This window comes from Rathayibacter tritici (genome assembly GCF_001641005.1).
In the GTDB taxonomy this organism is placed as follows: domain Bacteria; phylum Actinomycetota; class Actinomycetes; order Actinomycetales; family Microbacteriaceae; genus Rathayibacter; species Rathayibacter tritici.
Genome location: NZ_CP015515.1, coordinates 3,047,746 through 3,064,486, shown reverse-complemented (window position 1 = coordinate 3,064,486; position 16,741 = coordinate 3,047,746). Strand labels below are relative to the sequence as shown.

Here is a 16,741-nt window from a genome sequence, read left to right as displayed (position 1 = left end):
CCGCCCTCGCTCGGGGAGGGCGGCACGAGATGACCGACAAGCCTTGGTCGGGCAGGCGTGGTGAGCGGGCTACGCCTCCGCGGTGCGATGCAGGGCACGGACCGGGACAACCCGACGGCGGGCGATCGCGGCGACGGTCAGCAGCAGGCCGAACAGCAGCCAGATCACCAGGCCGACGACCGCGCCGGCCGTTCCCTCCGTCCCTTCGACCACTCCGGACAGCGCGTTCTGCGCCGCCGACAGCGGCAGGAACCCGAGCACGTCGTCGAACAGGCCGGGGACCGTCGAGATGATGCCCGCGCCGAGCCCGATCACCGCCGCGACCATCGACAGGAAGCGGCCGATCCCTCCGAGCAGCGCGACGAGCCCCTGGTTCACCGCGGCGAACGAGGCGCCGGCGAGCATCGAGAGCAGGGCGAAGCCGATCCAGCGTCCCGGCTCCAGGTCGGCGACGTTGCTCATCACGGTCGCGACCGCGAGACCCTGCACGACGCCGATCACCAGCGCGGGCAGGGAGGAGGAGAGGGCGAGTGCCGCGGAGGAGCGGGTGGAGGAGAGCGCGCGGTGCGAGAACGCGGCGAGCACCAGGAAGGTCGCGAGGGCGCCGAGCCAGAGGGCGATCGTGGCGAAGAACGGGACGCTGGACGCCCCGAACAGGTCGTTCGTACTCCTCGCGTTCTCGACCGGGTCGGAGACGACGTTGGCGAGGTTCGTCGACTCCGACTCGGTGTAGCTGGGCAGCTGCGCGACGGCGGCGTCGAGCCCCGTGGCGAGCGTGCGACTGCCGTCGGCGAGCTGCACCGCCCCGTCCGAAACGCCGCTTGCGCCGTCGGCGAGCTGGTCCGCTCCGTCGGCGGCGGAGGACGCTCCCGTGGCGAGGTCGGCGGCGCCGCCCGCGGCGGTGGTCGCGCCGGTCGCGAGGTCGCGGGCGCCGGCCGCGGCGGTGGTTGCCCCGGAGGAGAGCTGCGCGGCGCCGCCGGCCGCGGCCTCGGCACCGGAGGCGAGCTGAGAGAGTCCGCCGGAGAGCTGGCCGATCCCGCCCGCGAGGGTGCGGGCGCCCGCGGCGGACCGGCCGACCGCGTCGACCAGCGAGGGCTGACCGTCGCTGCCTGTGCGGATCCCGGCGTCGATCCCGGCGACCGCTCCGGCGGTCTGCCCGGTCAGGGTGACCGCGCCCGTCGGCCCGTTCGCCGAGGCGATGACGACTTTCGCGGCGCTGCACTGCTCCGTCTCGCAGCTCGCGAGCACACCGGTGAGGGCCTTCAGGGTTTCCGCGGTGGCCGTCGCCGCTCCCGCGCTGAGGGTCGCCACCTGCTGTGTCCCCTCACCCGTCTTCTGCACGCCCGCCGCCAACTGGTCGAGGCCGTCCGCCAGGCCGGTGGCGCCGCCCTGCAGCTGCGTCGCCCCGCCGGCGGAGCCCCGCGCGCCCGTGGCGAGCTGCGCGACTCCGCCGGAGAGGTCGGACGCACCGGTGCCCAGCTGACCTACGCCGTCGGCGAGGGAGGAGGCGCCGGTGCCGAGCTGCGCGACTCCGCCCGACAGAGAGGACGCGCCGGTGGCCAGCGCATCGATGCCGTCGGCGAGGTCGCTCGTACCGTCGGCGAGAGTGGAGGCGCCGGTGCCGAGCTGGTCGGCGCCGTCGGCGAGTGTGCCCGCGCCCTGGGCCGCCTGGCCGATCTGCTCGTTCAGGGTGTTGAAGCCGACGTAGACGTTCTCGAGGTACGCGGTGGTGAGCTGCGTGTTCAGCAGCGAGGTGGCGGTGCTGGTCACGGTGGCCGAGATGGCGTCGTCGACGAGCTTGGCCTTCTCGCTGGTGGCGATGTCGATGGTCGCCTTCGTCGCCTTCTCGGCGTCGCCGGAGTACGAGGTGGCGGCGGCCGAGAAGGAGGAGGGGATGGTCACAACGGTCGCGTAGCTGCCATCGGCGAGGCCCTTCGCGGCGTCGTCCTTGTCGGTGAGCACCCAGGTGAAGTTGCCCGTCGAGTCCGAGCCGGAGACGTTCGGCACCGGGGTCGCGCTCGCCGAGGGGGACGCGGGGGCGGCAGGGCTCGCAGAGTCGGTGCCGCCCGTCACGAGTCCGGCCGCGAGCTGGCGCCCGAGCGGCACGGTCTGCCCGTTGATCTCCACGGGCGTGTCCTCGTTGACCACGGCGGCCGTGATCGTGTCGAGGCGCTCGGTGGGGTTCCACAGCGCCCACACCAGGAGGCCGCCGATGACGAGGGGGACCAGGACGATCCCGAGAAGGGTCAGCCAGGACACCTTCGTGCCGCCGCGGGGGCGTTCGAGGGAGAGAAGAGCCATCTGTCAGAGGACCTTTGCGATCGCGCGGCGCTTCGCCGCGGGGGAGACCGCGAGCACGCCGCGGTCGGAGGGGAGGAGGTCGTCGAGCGCCTCAGCGTCGACGGAGGAGGCGACCACGGTGAACGCGTCGTTGGCGGCACGGGCGGCGTCGAGCTCGGCCCGGATCGCGGCGCGCAGTTGCGGATCGGTGACCGTGTCGAGGTCATCGAGCACCAGGATCGGCGGGGCCGACTCCAGGACGGAGCGCACGTCGGCGACCGGGTCGGCCGCTCCGGCCAGGCGCACCAGCCCGACCCGGCCGCGCACGGCGGCGGAGCGGATCGGCACGACCAGGCCCGCGACTTTCAGGCGTCCGGAGTCGGGGGCGAGGCGGCCGGCGATGCTCAGGAGCAGTGCGGTGCGGCCGGTGCGGTGCGGGCCGTGCACCACCAGGGAGGAGCCCGGCGCGACCCGCAGCGAGACGTCGTGGTAGACGGGTCCGTCGGGTCCGTCGAGGCAGAGGCCCTCGGCGGCGATCACGTCGGTGGATCCGGGCTCCGGCCAGTCGGCGAGAGCGAGCTCCTTCGTCAGGCCCTCGCCCTCGACGTCGAAGGAGGGGAGGACTCGGTCGAGCCAGCGCGGCATGTGCCAGGCGCGGTCACCGAGCAGGTGCAGCACGGCGGGCACCAGCGTCATCCGCACAATGAAGGCATCGACGAAGACGCCCACGGCCAGGCCGAGCGCGATCGGCTTGATGTTGGTGTCCCCCTCCGGCACGAAGGCGGCGAAGACCGAGAACATGATGATCGCGGCGGCCGTGACCACCTTGGCCGAGCCGACGAAGCCCGACTCGACGGCGGCGCGCGCCGGGCGGCCGTGCACGTAGTCCTCGCGCATCCGCGAGACCAGGAACACCTCGTAGTCCATTGCCAGGCCGAAGAGCACGCCCATCAGGATGATCGGCATGAAACTGATGATCGGGCCCGTCTTGTCGACGTGGAGCGCGTCCGAGAACCAGCCCCACTCGAACACCGCCGCCACGGCTCCGAAGGAGACGCCCACCGAGAGCAGGTAGCCCAGCGTCGCCTTGATCGGCACCCAGAGCGAGCGGAACACCATCGTCAGCAGCACCAGCGACAGGCCGACCACGAGCAGGCCGAAGGGTAAGAGCGCCGTGGCGAGCGTGTCCGAGATGTCGATGCCGACCGCGGTCTGGCCGGTCACCGCGAGGTCGACGCCGTACTCCCGCTGGAAGTCGTCGTGCTTGTCGCGGATCTCGGCGACCAGCGCCTTGGTGGCCTCGGAGTCGGGGCCGCCCTCCGGAATGACCTGGATGATGCCGGTGTCGGCGGTCTCGTTCGGGGTCGCGAGCGGCACCGAGGCGACTCCGTCGAGCTTCTCGATCTCACCCTTGAGGTCGTTCATCAGGCCGAGCGGATCGGTCGAGCCGATGATCGTGCCGGTCACGATGAGCGGGCCGTTGTATCCGGAGCCGAAGTTCTCGGCGAGCAGGTCGTAGGTGGCGCGCGCCGGCGTGCCCTCGGCCTGGTATCCGGCGTCCGGCAGGGCGAGGCGGAGGCTGAGCGCCGGGATGCTGGCGACTCCGAGCACGCCGATCACCGCGATGATCGTGACGATCGGGAAGCGGGTGACGACCCGGACCCAGCCGCGGAAGAAGCCGCGCGGGACCTCGGCGTGCGCGCGGCCGCCGGGCGAGGGCGCTGTCGAGTCCTCCACGGCCGCGAGGTCGGCGTGGGCTCCCGAGGCGGCCGTGGCCTTGGCGGCTCGTTTTTTCGCGCGGCGCTCCTTGGGCCGGAGCCGCCCGCCAGCGAACCCGAGCAGCGCGGGAGTGAGGGTGAGCGCGATGACCACGGCGATCGCGACTCCGCCCGCAGCCGCGATGCCCATTGTGGTGAGGAACGGGATGCCCGCAACCGAGAGGCCGACGAGCGCAATGATGACGGTCAGCCCGGCGAAGACAACGGCGGATCCGGCTGTCGCCGTTGCGCGCGCGGTCGACTCCTCCGGGTCCATTCCCTGCTTCAACTGGTCCTGGTGACGGCTGATGATGAAGAGGGCGTAGTCGATGCCGACCGCCAGTCCCAGCATGAGGGCCAGGAGCGGCGTCGTCGACGAGATCGAGGCGAAGCGGGTGGCGATGAAGATCGCCGACATCGAGAGGGCGACGCCGAGCAGCGCGGTGACCAGCGGCATCCCGGCGGCGAGGAACGAGCCGAAGGTGAGCACGAGCACCACGAGGGCGACGACGAGGCCGATCGCCTCGGTGATCGTCACCCCGGGCAGGTTCTGGGCGAAGAGGTCGCCGCCGAGCGAGACCACGGAGCCGGCGGGCAAGGCGTTCTGGAGGGTCGTCGCCTCGGCCTTCAGCGCGTCGCGGCTCTCGGGGCTCGTGGTGGTCGCGGAGCCGTCCATCTGCGCGGTGATGACGAGGGCATTGCCGGCCTCGGAGATCGTGCCGGAGACGCTGTCGGAGTAGGGGTCGGTCACCGCCGCGACCTCGTCGACATCGCCGAGCGCGGTGACCGCGTCGCCGACCGGTCCCTTCACGTCGGCGTCCTGGACGCTGCCTCCCTCAGGCGCGACGACGACGTACCGCGCGGACGTTCCGCTGACCTGGGGGAAGGTGCGTTCGAGCTGATCCAGCGCGGTCTGCGACTGGGTGCCCGGGATGGAGAACGTGTTGTCGGTGCCCTGATTGAGCAGCAGCGCGCCTCCGCCGCCCGCCACCACGATCAGCAGCCACAGGACGGCGACGAGGCGGTGGGCGCGGTACACGCGACGACCGAGACGGTAGAGCAGCGACGACACACGGTCTCCTGACGGGGGTGGGAGGGGGGAGATACGTCTGCGTACCGGAGTGGAGCTCGACTCCGATACACGAGCGTATCCGATACATCACCGTATTCGATACGGAAATGTATCGGATAGGGTGATCGGTGTCGAAGGTGTTGACAGAGCGGACAGGAGGCGAGGATGACCGCGATCGACCCCACCGCTCCCGAAACCTCCCGCCGCGGACGCACCCGCGAGCGCCTGCTCGACGCCGCCTACGACGTGTTCGCCGAGACCGGCGTGCACAGTGCCTCCGTCGAGCAGATCTGCGAGCGCGCCGGATTCTCGCGCGGTGCCTTCTACTCCAACTTCTCCACGAAGGAGGAGTTGTTCTTCGCGCTGATGGAGCGGGAGAACGGCGCCCGGGTCACCGCTCTCATCGAGCAGATGGGGCGCACGATTCCACGCGTCGTCTCTGCCGACGAGCCGCTGACCGCCGAGACGCTCGCCGTGGTCATCCTCGACTTCCTCCAGGGACCGACCACCGACAACCGGCGCTGGTGCGTGGTCGAGTCGGAGTTCGAGCTCCTGGCGCTGCGCGACCCGAGGATCGCACCCCAGTACCGCGACTTCCGCGCGGGATTCGACGCGTCGCTCGTGCAGATCGTGCACGGGGCGCTCCGCCAGGTGCGGCGGGAGTTCTCGCTGGAGGCGACGACCGCGGTGCGACTCCTGGTGGCGGGGTACGACAATGCGGTGAAGCAGTCGATCCTCGAGGACGAGTCCGAGACGGAGTCGCTGGAACGTCTGCGCACGACGCTGACGGCGATCGTGCTCGCGATCTCGGCCGCCGACGCCTGAGCGGGTTCCCGCTCCTCGGTCCCCGCGACGAGGATGGACGTATGGAACTGCGTCAGCTCGAACACTTCCTCGCCGTCGCGAAGGAGCAGCACTTCACCCGCGCCGCGAGCGCCCTGCAGATCTCGCAATCGGGGCTCTCGGCGTCGATCCGCGCGCTCGAGAGCGAGCTGGGTAGCCCCCTGTTCACCCGCAGCACCCGCCGCGTCGAGCTGACGCCGGCTGGCCGGGCGATGCTCGCGGAGTCGGAGCGGACCGTCGCCAGCGCCCTCGCTGCCCGTGACGCGGTGCTCGCCGTGCAGGGGGTGCTCCGCGGGAGCCTCGCGGTCGGCACGGAGGAGTGCCTGGGCGGCGTGCATCTGCCTCGCGAGCTGGCGACCTTCCGCGAGCAGCACCCGGGAGTCGCGCTGCGGCTGATCCACGAGGGGTCCGGCACCCTGCTCGACTCCGTTGCCGCCGGCCGTCTCGACCTGGCGCTCGTTGCCGACATCGGTGCTGTGCCCAGCGGTGTGCGGACGCTCCCGCTTGCGAGCGAGGGCTTCGCCGTGCTGGTGCGCCCGGGGCACCCCCTCGCCGGCCGCGTCGGCTGCCGCATCCCGGATCTGGCGGGTGAGACGATCGTCGGGCTGCAGGAGCACTGGGCGGCGAGCCTCTTGGCCGCGCGGGCGTTCGCGGCGCACGGGCTCGGCTTTGAGGTCGAACTCGAGGTGAACGACGTGCACACGCTGCTCGACCTGGTCGAGTACGGGATGGGTATCGCCGTTGTGCCGGCGCACTTCGCGCAGAAGCGCCCGGCGGGGCTGCGGGCCGTGGCCCTCGCCGACCCGCTGCTGGTGTGGCGGACGATGGTGGCGGTGCCGGAGCGGCCGAGCGCGGCGGCTCGCGCCTTCGTCTCGGCGCTTCCGGAGCCGCTGCAGGACGCGGTCTGACCCGGGTGGTGTTCATAACGCAGGAAGAAACGGCTGCGGCGCCCTGCAATACCGCGTGGGGCGGAGGCCGGATCCGAATCCTTCCTGCGTTATGAACGGAATCAGCCGAGCGAGGCCAGCTCCTCGGCGCTGAGCTGCAGATCGGCGGCCGTCGCCGAGTCGCGGATGCTCTCGGGGCGCGACGCCCCGGGGATCGGCAGCACGACCGGGGCCTTCGCCAGCTCCCAGGCGAGGCAGACCACCTGCGGCGTCACTCCGTGCGCCTCGGCGACCGTCGCGAAGGCGGAGTAGCGCGAGCCGAGTTCGCCCGCCGACGAGATGCCGCCCAGCGGGCTCCACGGCAGGAAGGCCAGGCCCAGCTCCGCGCAGAGCTCGAGCTCCGCCTCGCTGGAGCGGAACGACGGCGAGAACTGGTTCTGCACCGAGACCAGGCGCTCGCCGAGGATGCTGTGCGCCTCGCGGATCTGGTCGGGGTCGGCGTTCGAGATCCCGGCACGGAGGATGAGCCCCTCGTCGAGCAGCTCGGCGAGCGCGCCGATCGAGTCGGCGTACGGGACGGCGGGGTCGGGCCGGTGGTACTGGTAGAGGCCGATCGCCTCGACGCCGAGGCGCTGCGCGGACGCGCGTGCCGCCTCCTTCAGGTACTCAGGGCGCCCGTTCTGGTCCCAGGGCCCGGGCTCGCGCCGCAGGTGCCCGCCCTTCGTGGCGACAAGCACTGTGGAGGTGTCGCCGCCGTAGCCGCGCAGCGCCTCCGCGATCAGCAGTTCGTTGTGGCCGAGGTCGTCCTGGGTCGCGAGGTGGTAGGCGTCGGCCGTGTCGATCAGGGTGACGCCGGCGTCCAGCGCCGCGTGGATCGTGGCGATCGACCGCTCGCGGTCCGGGCGGCCCTCGATCGACATCGGCATGCCGCCGAGTCCGATCGCGCCGACTTGGATGTCGCCGAGAGTGCGCTGCTTCATGAATGCTCCTTCGCAGTGGGGTGGGTGGTCACCAGGCGTAGTCCTCGGGGGCGCTCCGGTGGCCGGGGAAGATCTCGTCGAGGCGCGCGAGAGCCTCGGAGTCGAGGGTGATGTCGACGGCGGCGACGGCGCTCTCGAGCTGCTCGAGCGTGCGCGGGCCGGTGATCGGCCCGGTGACCGCGGGCTGGTGCAGGAGCCAGGCCAGGGCCAGCTCGCCAGGCGCCTCGCCGCGCTCGCGGGCGAACGCCTCCCACTGCTCCAGCGCGGGGCGGTGCTCCTGGATCGCAGCGAGGCTGCGCTCGGAGGAGCGGCGCCCGCCCTCCGCGGTCTTCTCGAGCACGCCGCCCAGCAACCCGCCCTGCAGCGGCGACCAGGGGATGACACCGAGCCCGTAGTGCAGCGCGGCCGGCAGGACCTCGCGCTCGACGTCGCGGACGAGCAGGTTGTAGATCGACTGCTCCGAGGCGAGGCCAGTGAAGTGGCGGGCGCGCGCCGCCTCCTGCGCCTGGGCGATGTGCCAGCCGGCGAAGTTGCTGGAGCCGACGTAGAGAACCTTGCCCTGCTGCACGGCGACCTCCATCGCCTGCCAGATCTCGTCCCACGGCGTCGTCCGGTCGACGTGGTGGAACTGGTAGAGGTCGATGTGGTCGGTCTGCAGGCGGCGCAGGCTCTCGTCGAGGGCGCGGCGCAGAGTGAGAGCCGAGAGGCGGCCTCCGTTGGGCCAGGAGTCGCGGCCGCGCTCGGCTCCGGGGGCCGCGAACTCGCCCATGTCGCCGAAAACCTTGGTTGCGAGGACTGTGCGTTCGCGCCGCTCGCCGCCCTGCGCGAACCAGCGGCCCACGATCTCCTCGGTCGCACCGCGGCCGGCCTCGCCTCCGTAGACGTTGGCCGTGTCGAAGAAGTTGACGCCGAGCTCGTGCGCGCGATCCATGATCGCGAACGAGTCGGACTCCTCGGTCTGCATGCCGAAGTTCATGGTGCCGAGGACGGTGCGGGAGACGGACAGGCCGGTGCGGCCGAGCTGCGTGTACTGCATGGCTCCAGTCGACGCCTGATCGGGCCGGATGTCCAACAGGTGTTCGGTATGGCTGTGATCGACGGGGGAGGTCAATCGGTGGCGCTCGTCAGGGGGTGGCGTCGGGCGCGGTGCTGCCCGCGCGTGCGGGTGCCGAGTTAGAGTCGCGGAATGGTCCGGACGACGCAGCGCCTCCTCATCGCCCTTGCCACGGTGGTCCTGCTGGCCGGCTGCACGGCTGAGGCGCCGAACCCCGTCGGGGAGACGAGCCCGGTCGCCGCGCCGTCGACGGTATCCGTCGCCGGAGAGCCGCCCGCCGCGGGCTCGGACTCGGCTGCGCGGCCCGTGCCGACTGTCCCGACCGCGGCAGCCGACCGGGCGCAACCGGCACCGTAAGCGCCACTATCCAAAAGTTGTCGCACTCGGCGTCGAGTGCGACAACTTTTGGATAGTGGCGGGAGGGTGGGCCGGGCTCGCGACGCCCGTGCGCGCTCAGCCGAAGTGGCGCGGCAGCACGGCGCTGTTGACGGCGCGCAGCTCGTCCAGCGGCAGCGTGAACAGCCCCTGCACCTCGACCGCGGGAGTCGCCGCGTCGGTCACGCCGATCCGCAGCACCGGGTAGCCCCGGCCCTCGCAGAGCCCGCGGAACTTCACGTCGTCCTCGCGCGGCACCGACACGAGCACGCGGCCCGTCGACTCCGAGAACAGCGCGGCCGTCGCGTCGACGCCGTCGCGCTCCATCAGCTCGCCGAGCCAGATGCGCGCCCCGACGCCGAAGCGCAGGGCCGACTCGGCCAGCGCGACCACAAGCCCGCCGTCGGCGAGGTCGTGGGCGGAGGCGATCAGCGACTCCTTCGCGCCCGCCGAGATCAGCTCGGCCAGCGCCCGCTCAGCCGCCAGATCGAGCTGCGGCGGCAGCCCGCCGAGGTGGTCGTGCACCGTGCCGGCCCACGCGGAGCCGTCGAGCTCGTCGCGGGTCGTGCCGAGGAGGTAGAGGTTGTCGCCCTCGTCCTGCCAGCCGGAGGGGATGCGGCGGGCGACGTCGTCGATCACGCCGAGCACGCCCACGACCGGAGTCGGGAAGATCGGCACGTCACCGGTCTGGTTGTAGAACGAGACGTTGCCGCCGGTCACGGGGATCTCGAGTTCGAGGCACGCATCGGCGAGGGCGCCCACGGCCTCGCGGAACTGCCACATCACCTCCGGGTTCTCGGGGCTGCCGAAGTTGAGGCAGTCCGAGACGGCGACCGGCGTCGCTCCGGTGACCGCGACGTTGCGGAACGCCTCGGCCAGCGCCAGGCGCGCACCCTGCGCGGGGTCGAGCTGGCACCAACGGCCGTTCGCGTCGGTCGCGACCGCGAAGCCCAGGCCCGACTCCTCGTCGACGCGGACCATGCCGCCGTCGTCCGGGTAGCTCAGCGCCGTGTTGCCGAGCACGTAGCGGTCGTACTGCGAGGTGATCCAGCTCTTGTCGGCCAGGTTCGCGGAGCCCAGAAGCGCCAGGGTCTCGGCGCGCAGCGCGTCACCGTCGCTCGACCGGGGCAGGCGGGAGGAGGAGTCGGCCTGGAGCGCATCGAGCCAGATCGGGTAGGCGATCGGGCGCTCGTAGACCGGCCCGTCGACGGCGACGGTGCGCGGGTCGACGTTGACGATCTCTTCGCCGTGCCAGTCGATGATCAGGCGGCCGGAGTCGGTGACCTCGCCGAGCACGCTGGTCTCGACGTCCCACTTGCCGACGACCTCGAGGAACGCGTCGAGCTTGTCGGGCCGGACGACGGCCATCATCCGCTCCTGCGACTCCGACATCAGGATCTCCTCCGCCGTGAGCGAGGGGTCGCGCAGCAGCACGGAGTCGAGCGAGATGAACATGCCGCCGTCGCCGTTCGACGCCAACTCGGAGGTGGCGCACGAGATACCCGCCGCGCCCAGGTCCTGGATGCCCTCGACGAGGTCCTTGCGGAACAGCTCGAGGCAGCATTCGATGAGCACCTTCTCGGCGAACGGATCGCCGACCTGCACCGCGGGGCGCTTGGTCGGTCCACCGTCGGCGAAGGTGTCGGAGGCGAGGATCGACGCGCCGCCGATGCCGTCGCCTCCCGTGCGCGCCCCGAAGAGCACCACCTTGTTGCCGACGCCGCGGGCGTTCGCGAGGTGCAGGTCCTCATGGCGCAGGACGCCGACGGCGAGCGCGTTCACGAGCGGGTTGCCCTGGTAGACGGAGTCGAAGTACGTCTCGCCGCCGATGTTCGGCAGGCCGAGGCAGTTGCCGTAGAAGGAGATGCCGGCCACGACGCCGTGCACGACGCGGGCGGTGTCCGGGTCGTCGATCGCTCCGAAGCGCAGCGCGTCCATGACCGCGACCGGCCGCGCGCCCATCGAGATGATGTCGCGGACGATGCCGCCGACTCCGGTCGCCGCTCCCTGGAACGGCTCGATGTAGCTGGGGTGGTTGTGGCTCTCGATCTTGAAGGTGACCGCCCAGCCCTCGCCGACGTCGACCACTCCCGCGTTCTCGCCCATGCCGACCATGAGGTTCTTCTTCATCGCGGGCGAGACCTTCTGCCCGAACTGGCGGAGGTACATCTTGGACGACTTGTAGGAGCAGTGCTCGCTCCACATCACCGAGTACATCGCGAGCTCGCCGCTGGTGGGGCGCCGGCCGAGGATCTCGCGGATCCTCGCGTACTCGTCGGGCTTGAGTCCGAGGGCCGCGTAGGGCTGCTCCCGCTCGGGCGTCGCCTCCGCGTTCGCAGTGGTGTCGGGAACGGCGGTGCGGCTGTCTGCCATGTGCTGGAGGCTCCAGGGGAGGGGGACGGGATGCGCGTCGATCCTACCCGGCGCCGCCGCCTCGGCCCGGGCGAGCGGGCGGTGCGGGCGTCGGCGCCTAGGATCGGGCGGGTGAAGCGGGCGGCTCTGATCGGGACCGTGCTGTGGGCGCTCTACCAGTGCTTCGGGAACCTCAGCGCGGCGAACATCTCCTCCGACGAGCCCGTGTACCTCGCCGCCGGGTGGGACTACCTCCACGGTGACGTGAGCGCGAACCTCGAGCATCCACCGGTCGCGAAGTACCTGATCGGGCTGGCGCAGGTGCTCCTCGGCGAGGGACTGCTCGCGGGCAGAATCGCCGCCGGTACGGCCGCCTTCCTCACCGGCGCGATCCTCTGGCTGTGGTTCCGGAGCGAGCTCGGCTCGACGCTTGCGCTGATCCCGGCCGGACTGTTCCTCCTCTTCCCGCGTACCGCCGTGGGCGCAGGCACCCGGATCGACCGGCTCGCCCTGCTGGAGCCGTTCATGGTGCTGTTCGCCGTCGCGGCGATGGCGGCGGCGTGGACCTGGTCGCGCGCCTCGCCCGGCAGGCGGAGCGGCTGGCTGATCGCCCTGGCCGGCGCGCTGCTGGCCCTGTCGGTCACCTCGAAGCTGACCACCGCCGTCCTCGTGCCCGTGTTCCTCCTGCCGCTGCTGCGCTCGGGGAGTCGCGGCCGGACCCTCCGGGGCGCCCTCGCCTTCGCGGTCGCGTTCGTCGTGACCGGGGTCCTCGCCTACCTGCCTGTGCACCCGGTCGAGGCGATTCCGTACCTGCTCGACTTCCAGTCCGAGCACAACGCCATCGGCCACCTGATCGAGGTCGCCGGGTCCGCGTACGTCTTCCCGCCGTGGTGGGCGAACCTCTGGTTCATGCTCGCCGGGATCGGCCCGGTGGCGCTCGCCGTGCTGCTCCTGGGCGCCCTGCTGGCCCTGCTCGCTCCGCGGCGTCGGGCTCTGGTGCTGTACCTCGGGGGCGCGACCCTGCTCCTGCTGGTGTTCCACGTGGTCGTCAGCTCGGTGGCGCTGCCGCACTATTACGCGGCGTGGGCCTGGCTGCTGTGTGCGCTGGCGGGCATCGGCATCGCGGAGGCGCTGCGCGGCGGGATCCTGCTGCCCGCGCTAGTCGCGCGCGGGTCGGGCGCCGTGCTGCTGGCCGCCTCCATTGTGGTCGCGGCCGCCACCTCTGCGGGCATCGCCGAGGAGCGGCCGACCGGGATCGCGCGGGTGGCCGACGTGCTGCGTGAGCGCGGGCTCGACGGCGGCCTCGTGCTCGCGCAGGGCATGTCGTCCGGCGTCTACGTGCCCTACCTCGGGGACCGCGTGACGACCGATCCGTCCTCCACCGGCATCGTCGCTATCGCCATCGCGCCGTCGTCGCGCTTCCCGGTCGATCCGCGGGTCACCGCCTATCTTGAGTCGGCGCACCCCGAGACGGTGCGGCTCGACGACCTCACGCTCGTGCTGACGGGCGGTCCGCTGCCGTGATCGCTCACGTCGAACGGCAGGCCCCCGGATCGACGGCGTCCGTCAGGGAGGCGGCCTGCGCCGCCACCGGTGAGAGCGCCGTGAGCGGGATGGCGTAGCCGACATTGTCGACCGAGGCGGCCTTGCCGAAGACGACACCAGAGACGGTGCCCTCGAGCGAGAGCAGGGGACCGCCCGAGTTGCCCTGGTTGACCACCGCGGCGAGCGTCAGCACCTCGCGCAAGGTCGGCGCTCCGTCGACCATCAGCGAAACCGTCGCGTCGGAGGAGACCTCCGCGGAGCCGACCGTCAGCGGGCCACCGAAGGGGTAGCCCGCGACGACGGCGTCGTCTCCGGCCGCGACGGCGTCGTCGAGCGGGAGCGGGGACGCGTCGAGCCCGGTGACGGCGATCACGGCGAGGTCGGCGGCCGGGTCGAGGTAGACGATCCGGCCAGTGCGCGGTGCCTCGCCCGGGGCCTCGACGACCGGCTCCGAGACTCCGGCCACCACATGCGCGTTGGTGATCACGCGGTCGTCCGAGACGACGAAGCCGCTGCCCGTCACTCCGATATCGCAGGCCCAGGCCGTGCCGGAGACGCGCACGACCGAGCGGGCGGCGGCGGCCACCTCCGGGTCATCAGTCGCCACATCCGGGATGACGGGTGCCTGCGTCGGCGCGTCGAGCGCCTCGACGACCCAGGAGGTGCCCTCGTCGACGACGGTCGACTGGAGCTGCGCGAGGAGGGCGCGGACGGGGGAGGGAGTGAGGTCGTCGATTGCGCGGACCACGGTCGAGCCGGCGACGGAGGTGGTGAGGAGGGGGACGCCGAGGAGGGAGACGGCCGAGGTGACGGCGATCCAGACCAGCCCGCTGATCGCTAGGCCGGCGACGCCTCCCGCGAGCCGGTCGAGCAGGCCGAGCTTCACTCTGTCCGCGCCGCGGCCGATGATCGCGCCCAGCGCTGCTCCGATCGCGTAGCCGACGCCCAGCAGCAGCACCGCGGTCCCGATCACGGCGAGCAGGCGCCACTCGCTGCCGGCCGCCCACGACGAGACGGCGGGTACGGCGAAGGAGGCGCCGATCGCGCCGGCGACGATCCCCGCGAGGCCACCGAGGGTGCGGAGAAGGCCGCGCCGCACTCCGTCGACGAGCGCGCCGATGAGACTCAGCACGACGATGACGTCGACGATGACTGATGCACCCACGCGGAACTCCTGGCGGTGTCGGGGACGGGATCCTCCAGCATGACCGACGCGGGATGCGCGGACGCCCGGAGGAGGCTGGCAGTCCGGGCCGCCGGGTGTGCGATCTGCAGGGGCCTGTGCGATTCGCAGGGGATCTCGACGTCGCACCGAATCTTGCAGGGAAAAGTGCTCGGTTGTGCACGGATGTCCTGCGAATCGCACGCCCGGCCCCGGCGAGCCCCCGAGAAAAACAAGCCGCCTAGAAGAACGAGATGCAGTACGGAGTCGCCACCGGCGCGAACAGCCGGTCCACCCGCTCCTGATCTCCCACGAGCCGCGCCAACCCGGCGCGCGCCAGGATGGACGGCCGTACGGAGCCCAGCAGCAGCGATCCCAGGTCCGCCACGTCCAGCGACAGCTCGGCGTCGTCCTCCGTGCTCTCCACCGTGCCGGAGCCGCCCTCCGCGGTGATCCGATAACGCCCGCCGGCGAGCCCCAGCCCGTCGGTCACCTCGACCACCACTGTGTCGTCCGCGGTCCACGGCCGAGCCGAGAACGCGGTGGCGACGTCGAGGATCCGCAGCCAGATCAGGTCGCCCACGTGCCGCACCTGAACGACGCGCGCGTCGCGGAGGGCCCAGGTCAGCGGGTCGTCGACGGGAGCCATGTCCCAGGTGACCGCGGAGGCGAGGTCCACCGCGCCGAGATAGCCCCAGAGCGCAAGGTAGGCGTCGGCGCTGGGAGCGACGAGGTCGACGATCTCGAGCGTGTGGTCGTCCTCGGGTCCGACCGCGCGGTACGTCACGAAGCCGTCGAGGGTTCCGTCGTCGTCGAGGTGCACGGCCGAGCGGACGTCGAGGCCGGGCGTGGTCTCGCCGGACGCGGTCCCGACCGAGTTCGCCTCGTAGCGCGACTGCCGGGTCAGCGAGCCGGGGGTCGATGCCTGGAAGGCGGCGAACACCTCCGGGATGCGCGGCTTCAGCCAGCTCGTCGACACGACCTCGACGCGACCCGCGGGCTCGGTCTGCAGACCGAAGCGCGGCCCCGTGTCGACGCGGATCGAGCGGGTGAAGGCCGAGCGGCCGAAGCCGAACCGGCGGTAGATGGAGGCCTCGCTCGCCGTGAGCGCCGCGACCGGCGTGCCGGCCTCCTTCGCCAGGCGCAGGTCCTCGGTGATCATCGCGCGCAGGATGCCGCGGCGCCGGTGCGTGGGTCGCACGGTCACCTGCGACACGAGGTGCGCCGCCAGCTCGCGCCCGCGACCGACCTGCAGCGCCCCAGGGAAGGCGGCGTAGGTGCCCACCGGTACTCCCTCGCCGTCCAGCCCCTCGGGGGCCGAGGAGTCGAGGACCGCGGTGAGCACGCGCTGGTCGGCCACCATGTGCTCGGCCCAGTCGCGCAGCTTCTCGGGCGTGAACTCCTTCTCGTGGAAGCCCGAGTTGATCGCCGTCGCCCACGCGGCCGTGGCGGAGTCGGGTCCGCCGTCCGCGGTGACGGCGGCGGGGAAGCGGCGGAGGTCGAGACCGGTGAGAGGCATCCGACCACCCTATTCATCCGGGGGCGCGTTGGCGTTGAACTCCGGCTCGTGGATTCGCGCTCGGCTCGCCGAATCCGCCCGTTCCTACGAGCCGAACGTATTTCCGCGAGCCCAACATGCTCACGCGTGCCGGAGCGGCCGACAGGCGGGAGGAGGCGGGCCCTCAGAGCACGGTCCAGCGCTTGTCCAGCGCCGCGTCCACCGCCTCCGCGAGCAGGTCCAGCCGGGCGGAGTCGAGTCGCCCCGGTTCCGCGCTCGCCCGCACCCGCTCGTTCATCGCCGCGATCGCCGAGCGTCGCCGCGGCAGAGTCGCCGTGAACGCGCAGTCCCGGAGCAGCACCAGCAGCGCTCCCGCTGTGCCCTGCGCCTCCGTGAGCACCTCGAGCCGCCGCTCGAACGGTGACTCCGGCACCATCACACGCAGGAAGCCGTCCCCATCCTGGAACGCCGCCGGCGGGTCCGGGATGCGCGCCAGCAGTGCCAGCGCCGAGCCGAGCGCGTCGAGGTCCCCCACGCGCGCCAGCTCCCGCAGCCGCGAATCCACGTCCTCCGCAGGCCCCGCCCCGAGCTCCACCGTCCGCAGCACGAGCGCGTCGAGTCTGCGCTCCTCCTCCTCGCCGGGCACCGACGGGGTCGCCGACCACCACGAGAGCAGCGGAGTCGCGGCCACCGCGTGCTCGCCGGGCCGCCGCTCCAGCGCGATCAGCAGGTCCTCCTGCGCGGCGAGGGACACCAGGGCACCCGCATCGACGCGCAGCAGCGTGCCGGATCCGGGCGGCAGCACCAGGCGGCGGCCGGAGGGAGGCACCAGCTCCGCGCGCGTCCTCGCGCCCGATCCACGCTCGCTCGCGAGCAGGATCTCCTCCTCGAGGCTCCGCCGGGGTCGTCGTCCGCTTCCGAGCGCCATGCCCTCAC

General features: G+C 72.1%; 12 protein-coding genes. 4 read left to right on the top strand and 8 right to left on the bottom strand.

Going from position 1 to position 16,741, the window contains the following annotated elements:
- Positions 1–69: 69 nt before the first annotated feature.
- Both A6122_RS13930 and A6122_RS13925 read right to left on the bottom strand, forming a co-directional pair.
- Entirely contained in the window at positions 70–2,301 is a 2,232-nt protein-coding gene (locus tag A6122_RS13930) for a YhgE/Pip domain-containing protein (RefSeq protein WP_068256076.1), read from the bottom strand.
- A 3-nt stretch (positions 2,302–2,304) separates the two neighbouring features.
- Positions 2,305–5,109, bottom strand: a complete 2,805-nt coding sequence (locus A6122_RS13925; RefSeq protein WP_068256074.1) for an MMPL family transporter — start codon at positions 5,107–5,109, stop codon at positions 2,305–2,307.
- A 165-nt stretch (positions 5,110–5,274) separates the two neighbouring features.
- On the opposite strand from A6122_RS13925, the gene A6122_RS13920 reads away from it, so the two are divergent.
- A complete protein-coding gene (locus A6122_RS13920) occupies positions 5,275–5,934 on the top strand; it encodes a TetR/AcrR family transcriptional regulator (protein WP_068256071.1) in 660 nt (219 codons plus the stop codon).
- A gap of 41 nt (positions 5,935–5,975) precedes the next feature.
- Positions 5,976–6,860 (top strand): LysR family transcriptional regulator, encoded by an 885-nt coding sequence (locus A6122_RS13915; protein ID WP_068256068.1) that lies wholly within the window; start codon positions 5,976–5,978, stop codon positions 6,858–6,860.
- 101 nt (positions 6,861–6,961) lie between these two features.
- Here A6122_RS13915 and A6122_RS13910 read toward each other — a convergent pair whose 3' ends face one another.
- Together A6122_RS13910 and A6122_RS13905 are read right to left on the bottom strand one after the other, a co-directional pair.
- Positions 6,962–7,819: an aldo/keto reductase gene (locus A6122_RS13910; protein WP_068256067.1), complete on the bottom strand. Its 858-nt coding sequence runs from the start codon at positions 7,817–7,819 to the stop codon at positions 6,962–6,964.
- A 28-nt stretch (positions 7,820–7,847) separates the two neighbouring features.
- Positions 7,848–8,855, bottom strand: coding sequence for an aldo/keto reductase (locus tag A6122_RS13905; RefSeq protein ID WP_068256062.1), 1,008 nt, complete (start codon positions 8,853–8,855; stop codon positions 7,848–7,850).
- A 150-nt stretch (positions 8,856–9,005) separates the two neighbouring features.
- On the opposite strand from A6122_RS13905, the gene A6122_RS13900 reads away from it, so the two are divergent.
- Entirely contained in the window at positions 9,006–9,230 is a 225-nt protein-coding gene (locus tag A6122_RS13900) for a hypothetical protein (protein WP_068256058.1), read from the top strand.
- Between the two features lie 96 nt (positions 9,231–9,326).
- On the opposite strand, the gene purL is transcribed toward A6122_RS13900, so the two are convergent.
- Entirely contained in the window at positions 9,327–11,621 is a 2,295-nt protein-coding gene (gene purL, locus A6122_RS13895) for a phosphoribosylformylglycinamidine synthase subunit PurL (protein ID WP_068256055.1), read from the bottom strand.
- Between the two features lie 30 nt (positions 11,622–11,651).
- Between purL and A6122_RS13890 the strand changes: the two genes are divergently transcribed.
- On the top strand, positions 11,652–13,124 hold the full coding sequence (locus A6122_RS13890) for a glycosyltransferase family 39 protein (protein WP_084416081.1): 1,473 nt from the start codon (positions 11,652–11,654) through the stop codon (positions 13,122–13,124).
- Between the two features lie 4 nt (positions 13,125–13,128).
- Here A6122_RS13890 and A6122_RS13885 read toward each other — a convergent pair whose 3' ends face one another.
- The 3 genes from A6122_RS13885 to A6122_RS13875 form a co-directional block, all read right to left on the bottom strand.
- Positions 13,129–14,310, bottom strand: a complete 1,182-nt coding sequence (locus A6122_RS13885; RefSeq protein ID WP_068256049.1) for a MarP family serine protease — start codon at positions 14,308–14,310, stop codon at positions 13,129–13,131.
- Positions 14,311–14,548: 238 nt separating this feature from the next.
- Complete coding sequence (locus A6122_RS13880; RefSeq protein WP_068256046.1) at positions 14,549–15,826, bottom strand: GNAT family N-acetyltransferase; 1,278 nt, start codon at positions 15,824–15,826, stop codon at positions 14,549–14,551.
- 163 nt (positions 15,827–15,989) lie between these two features.
- Positions 15,990–16,733: a DUF2254 family protein gene (locus A6122_RS13875; protein ID WP_068256043.1), complete on the bottom strand. Its 744-nt coding sequence runs from the start codon at positions 16,731–16,733 to the stop codon at positions 15,990–15,992.
- Positions 16,734–16,741: the final 8 nt, after the last annotated feature.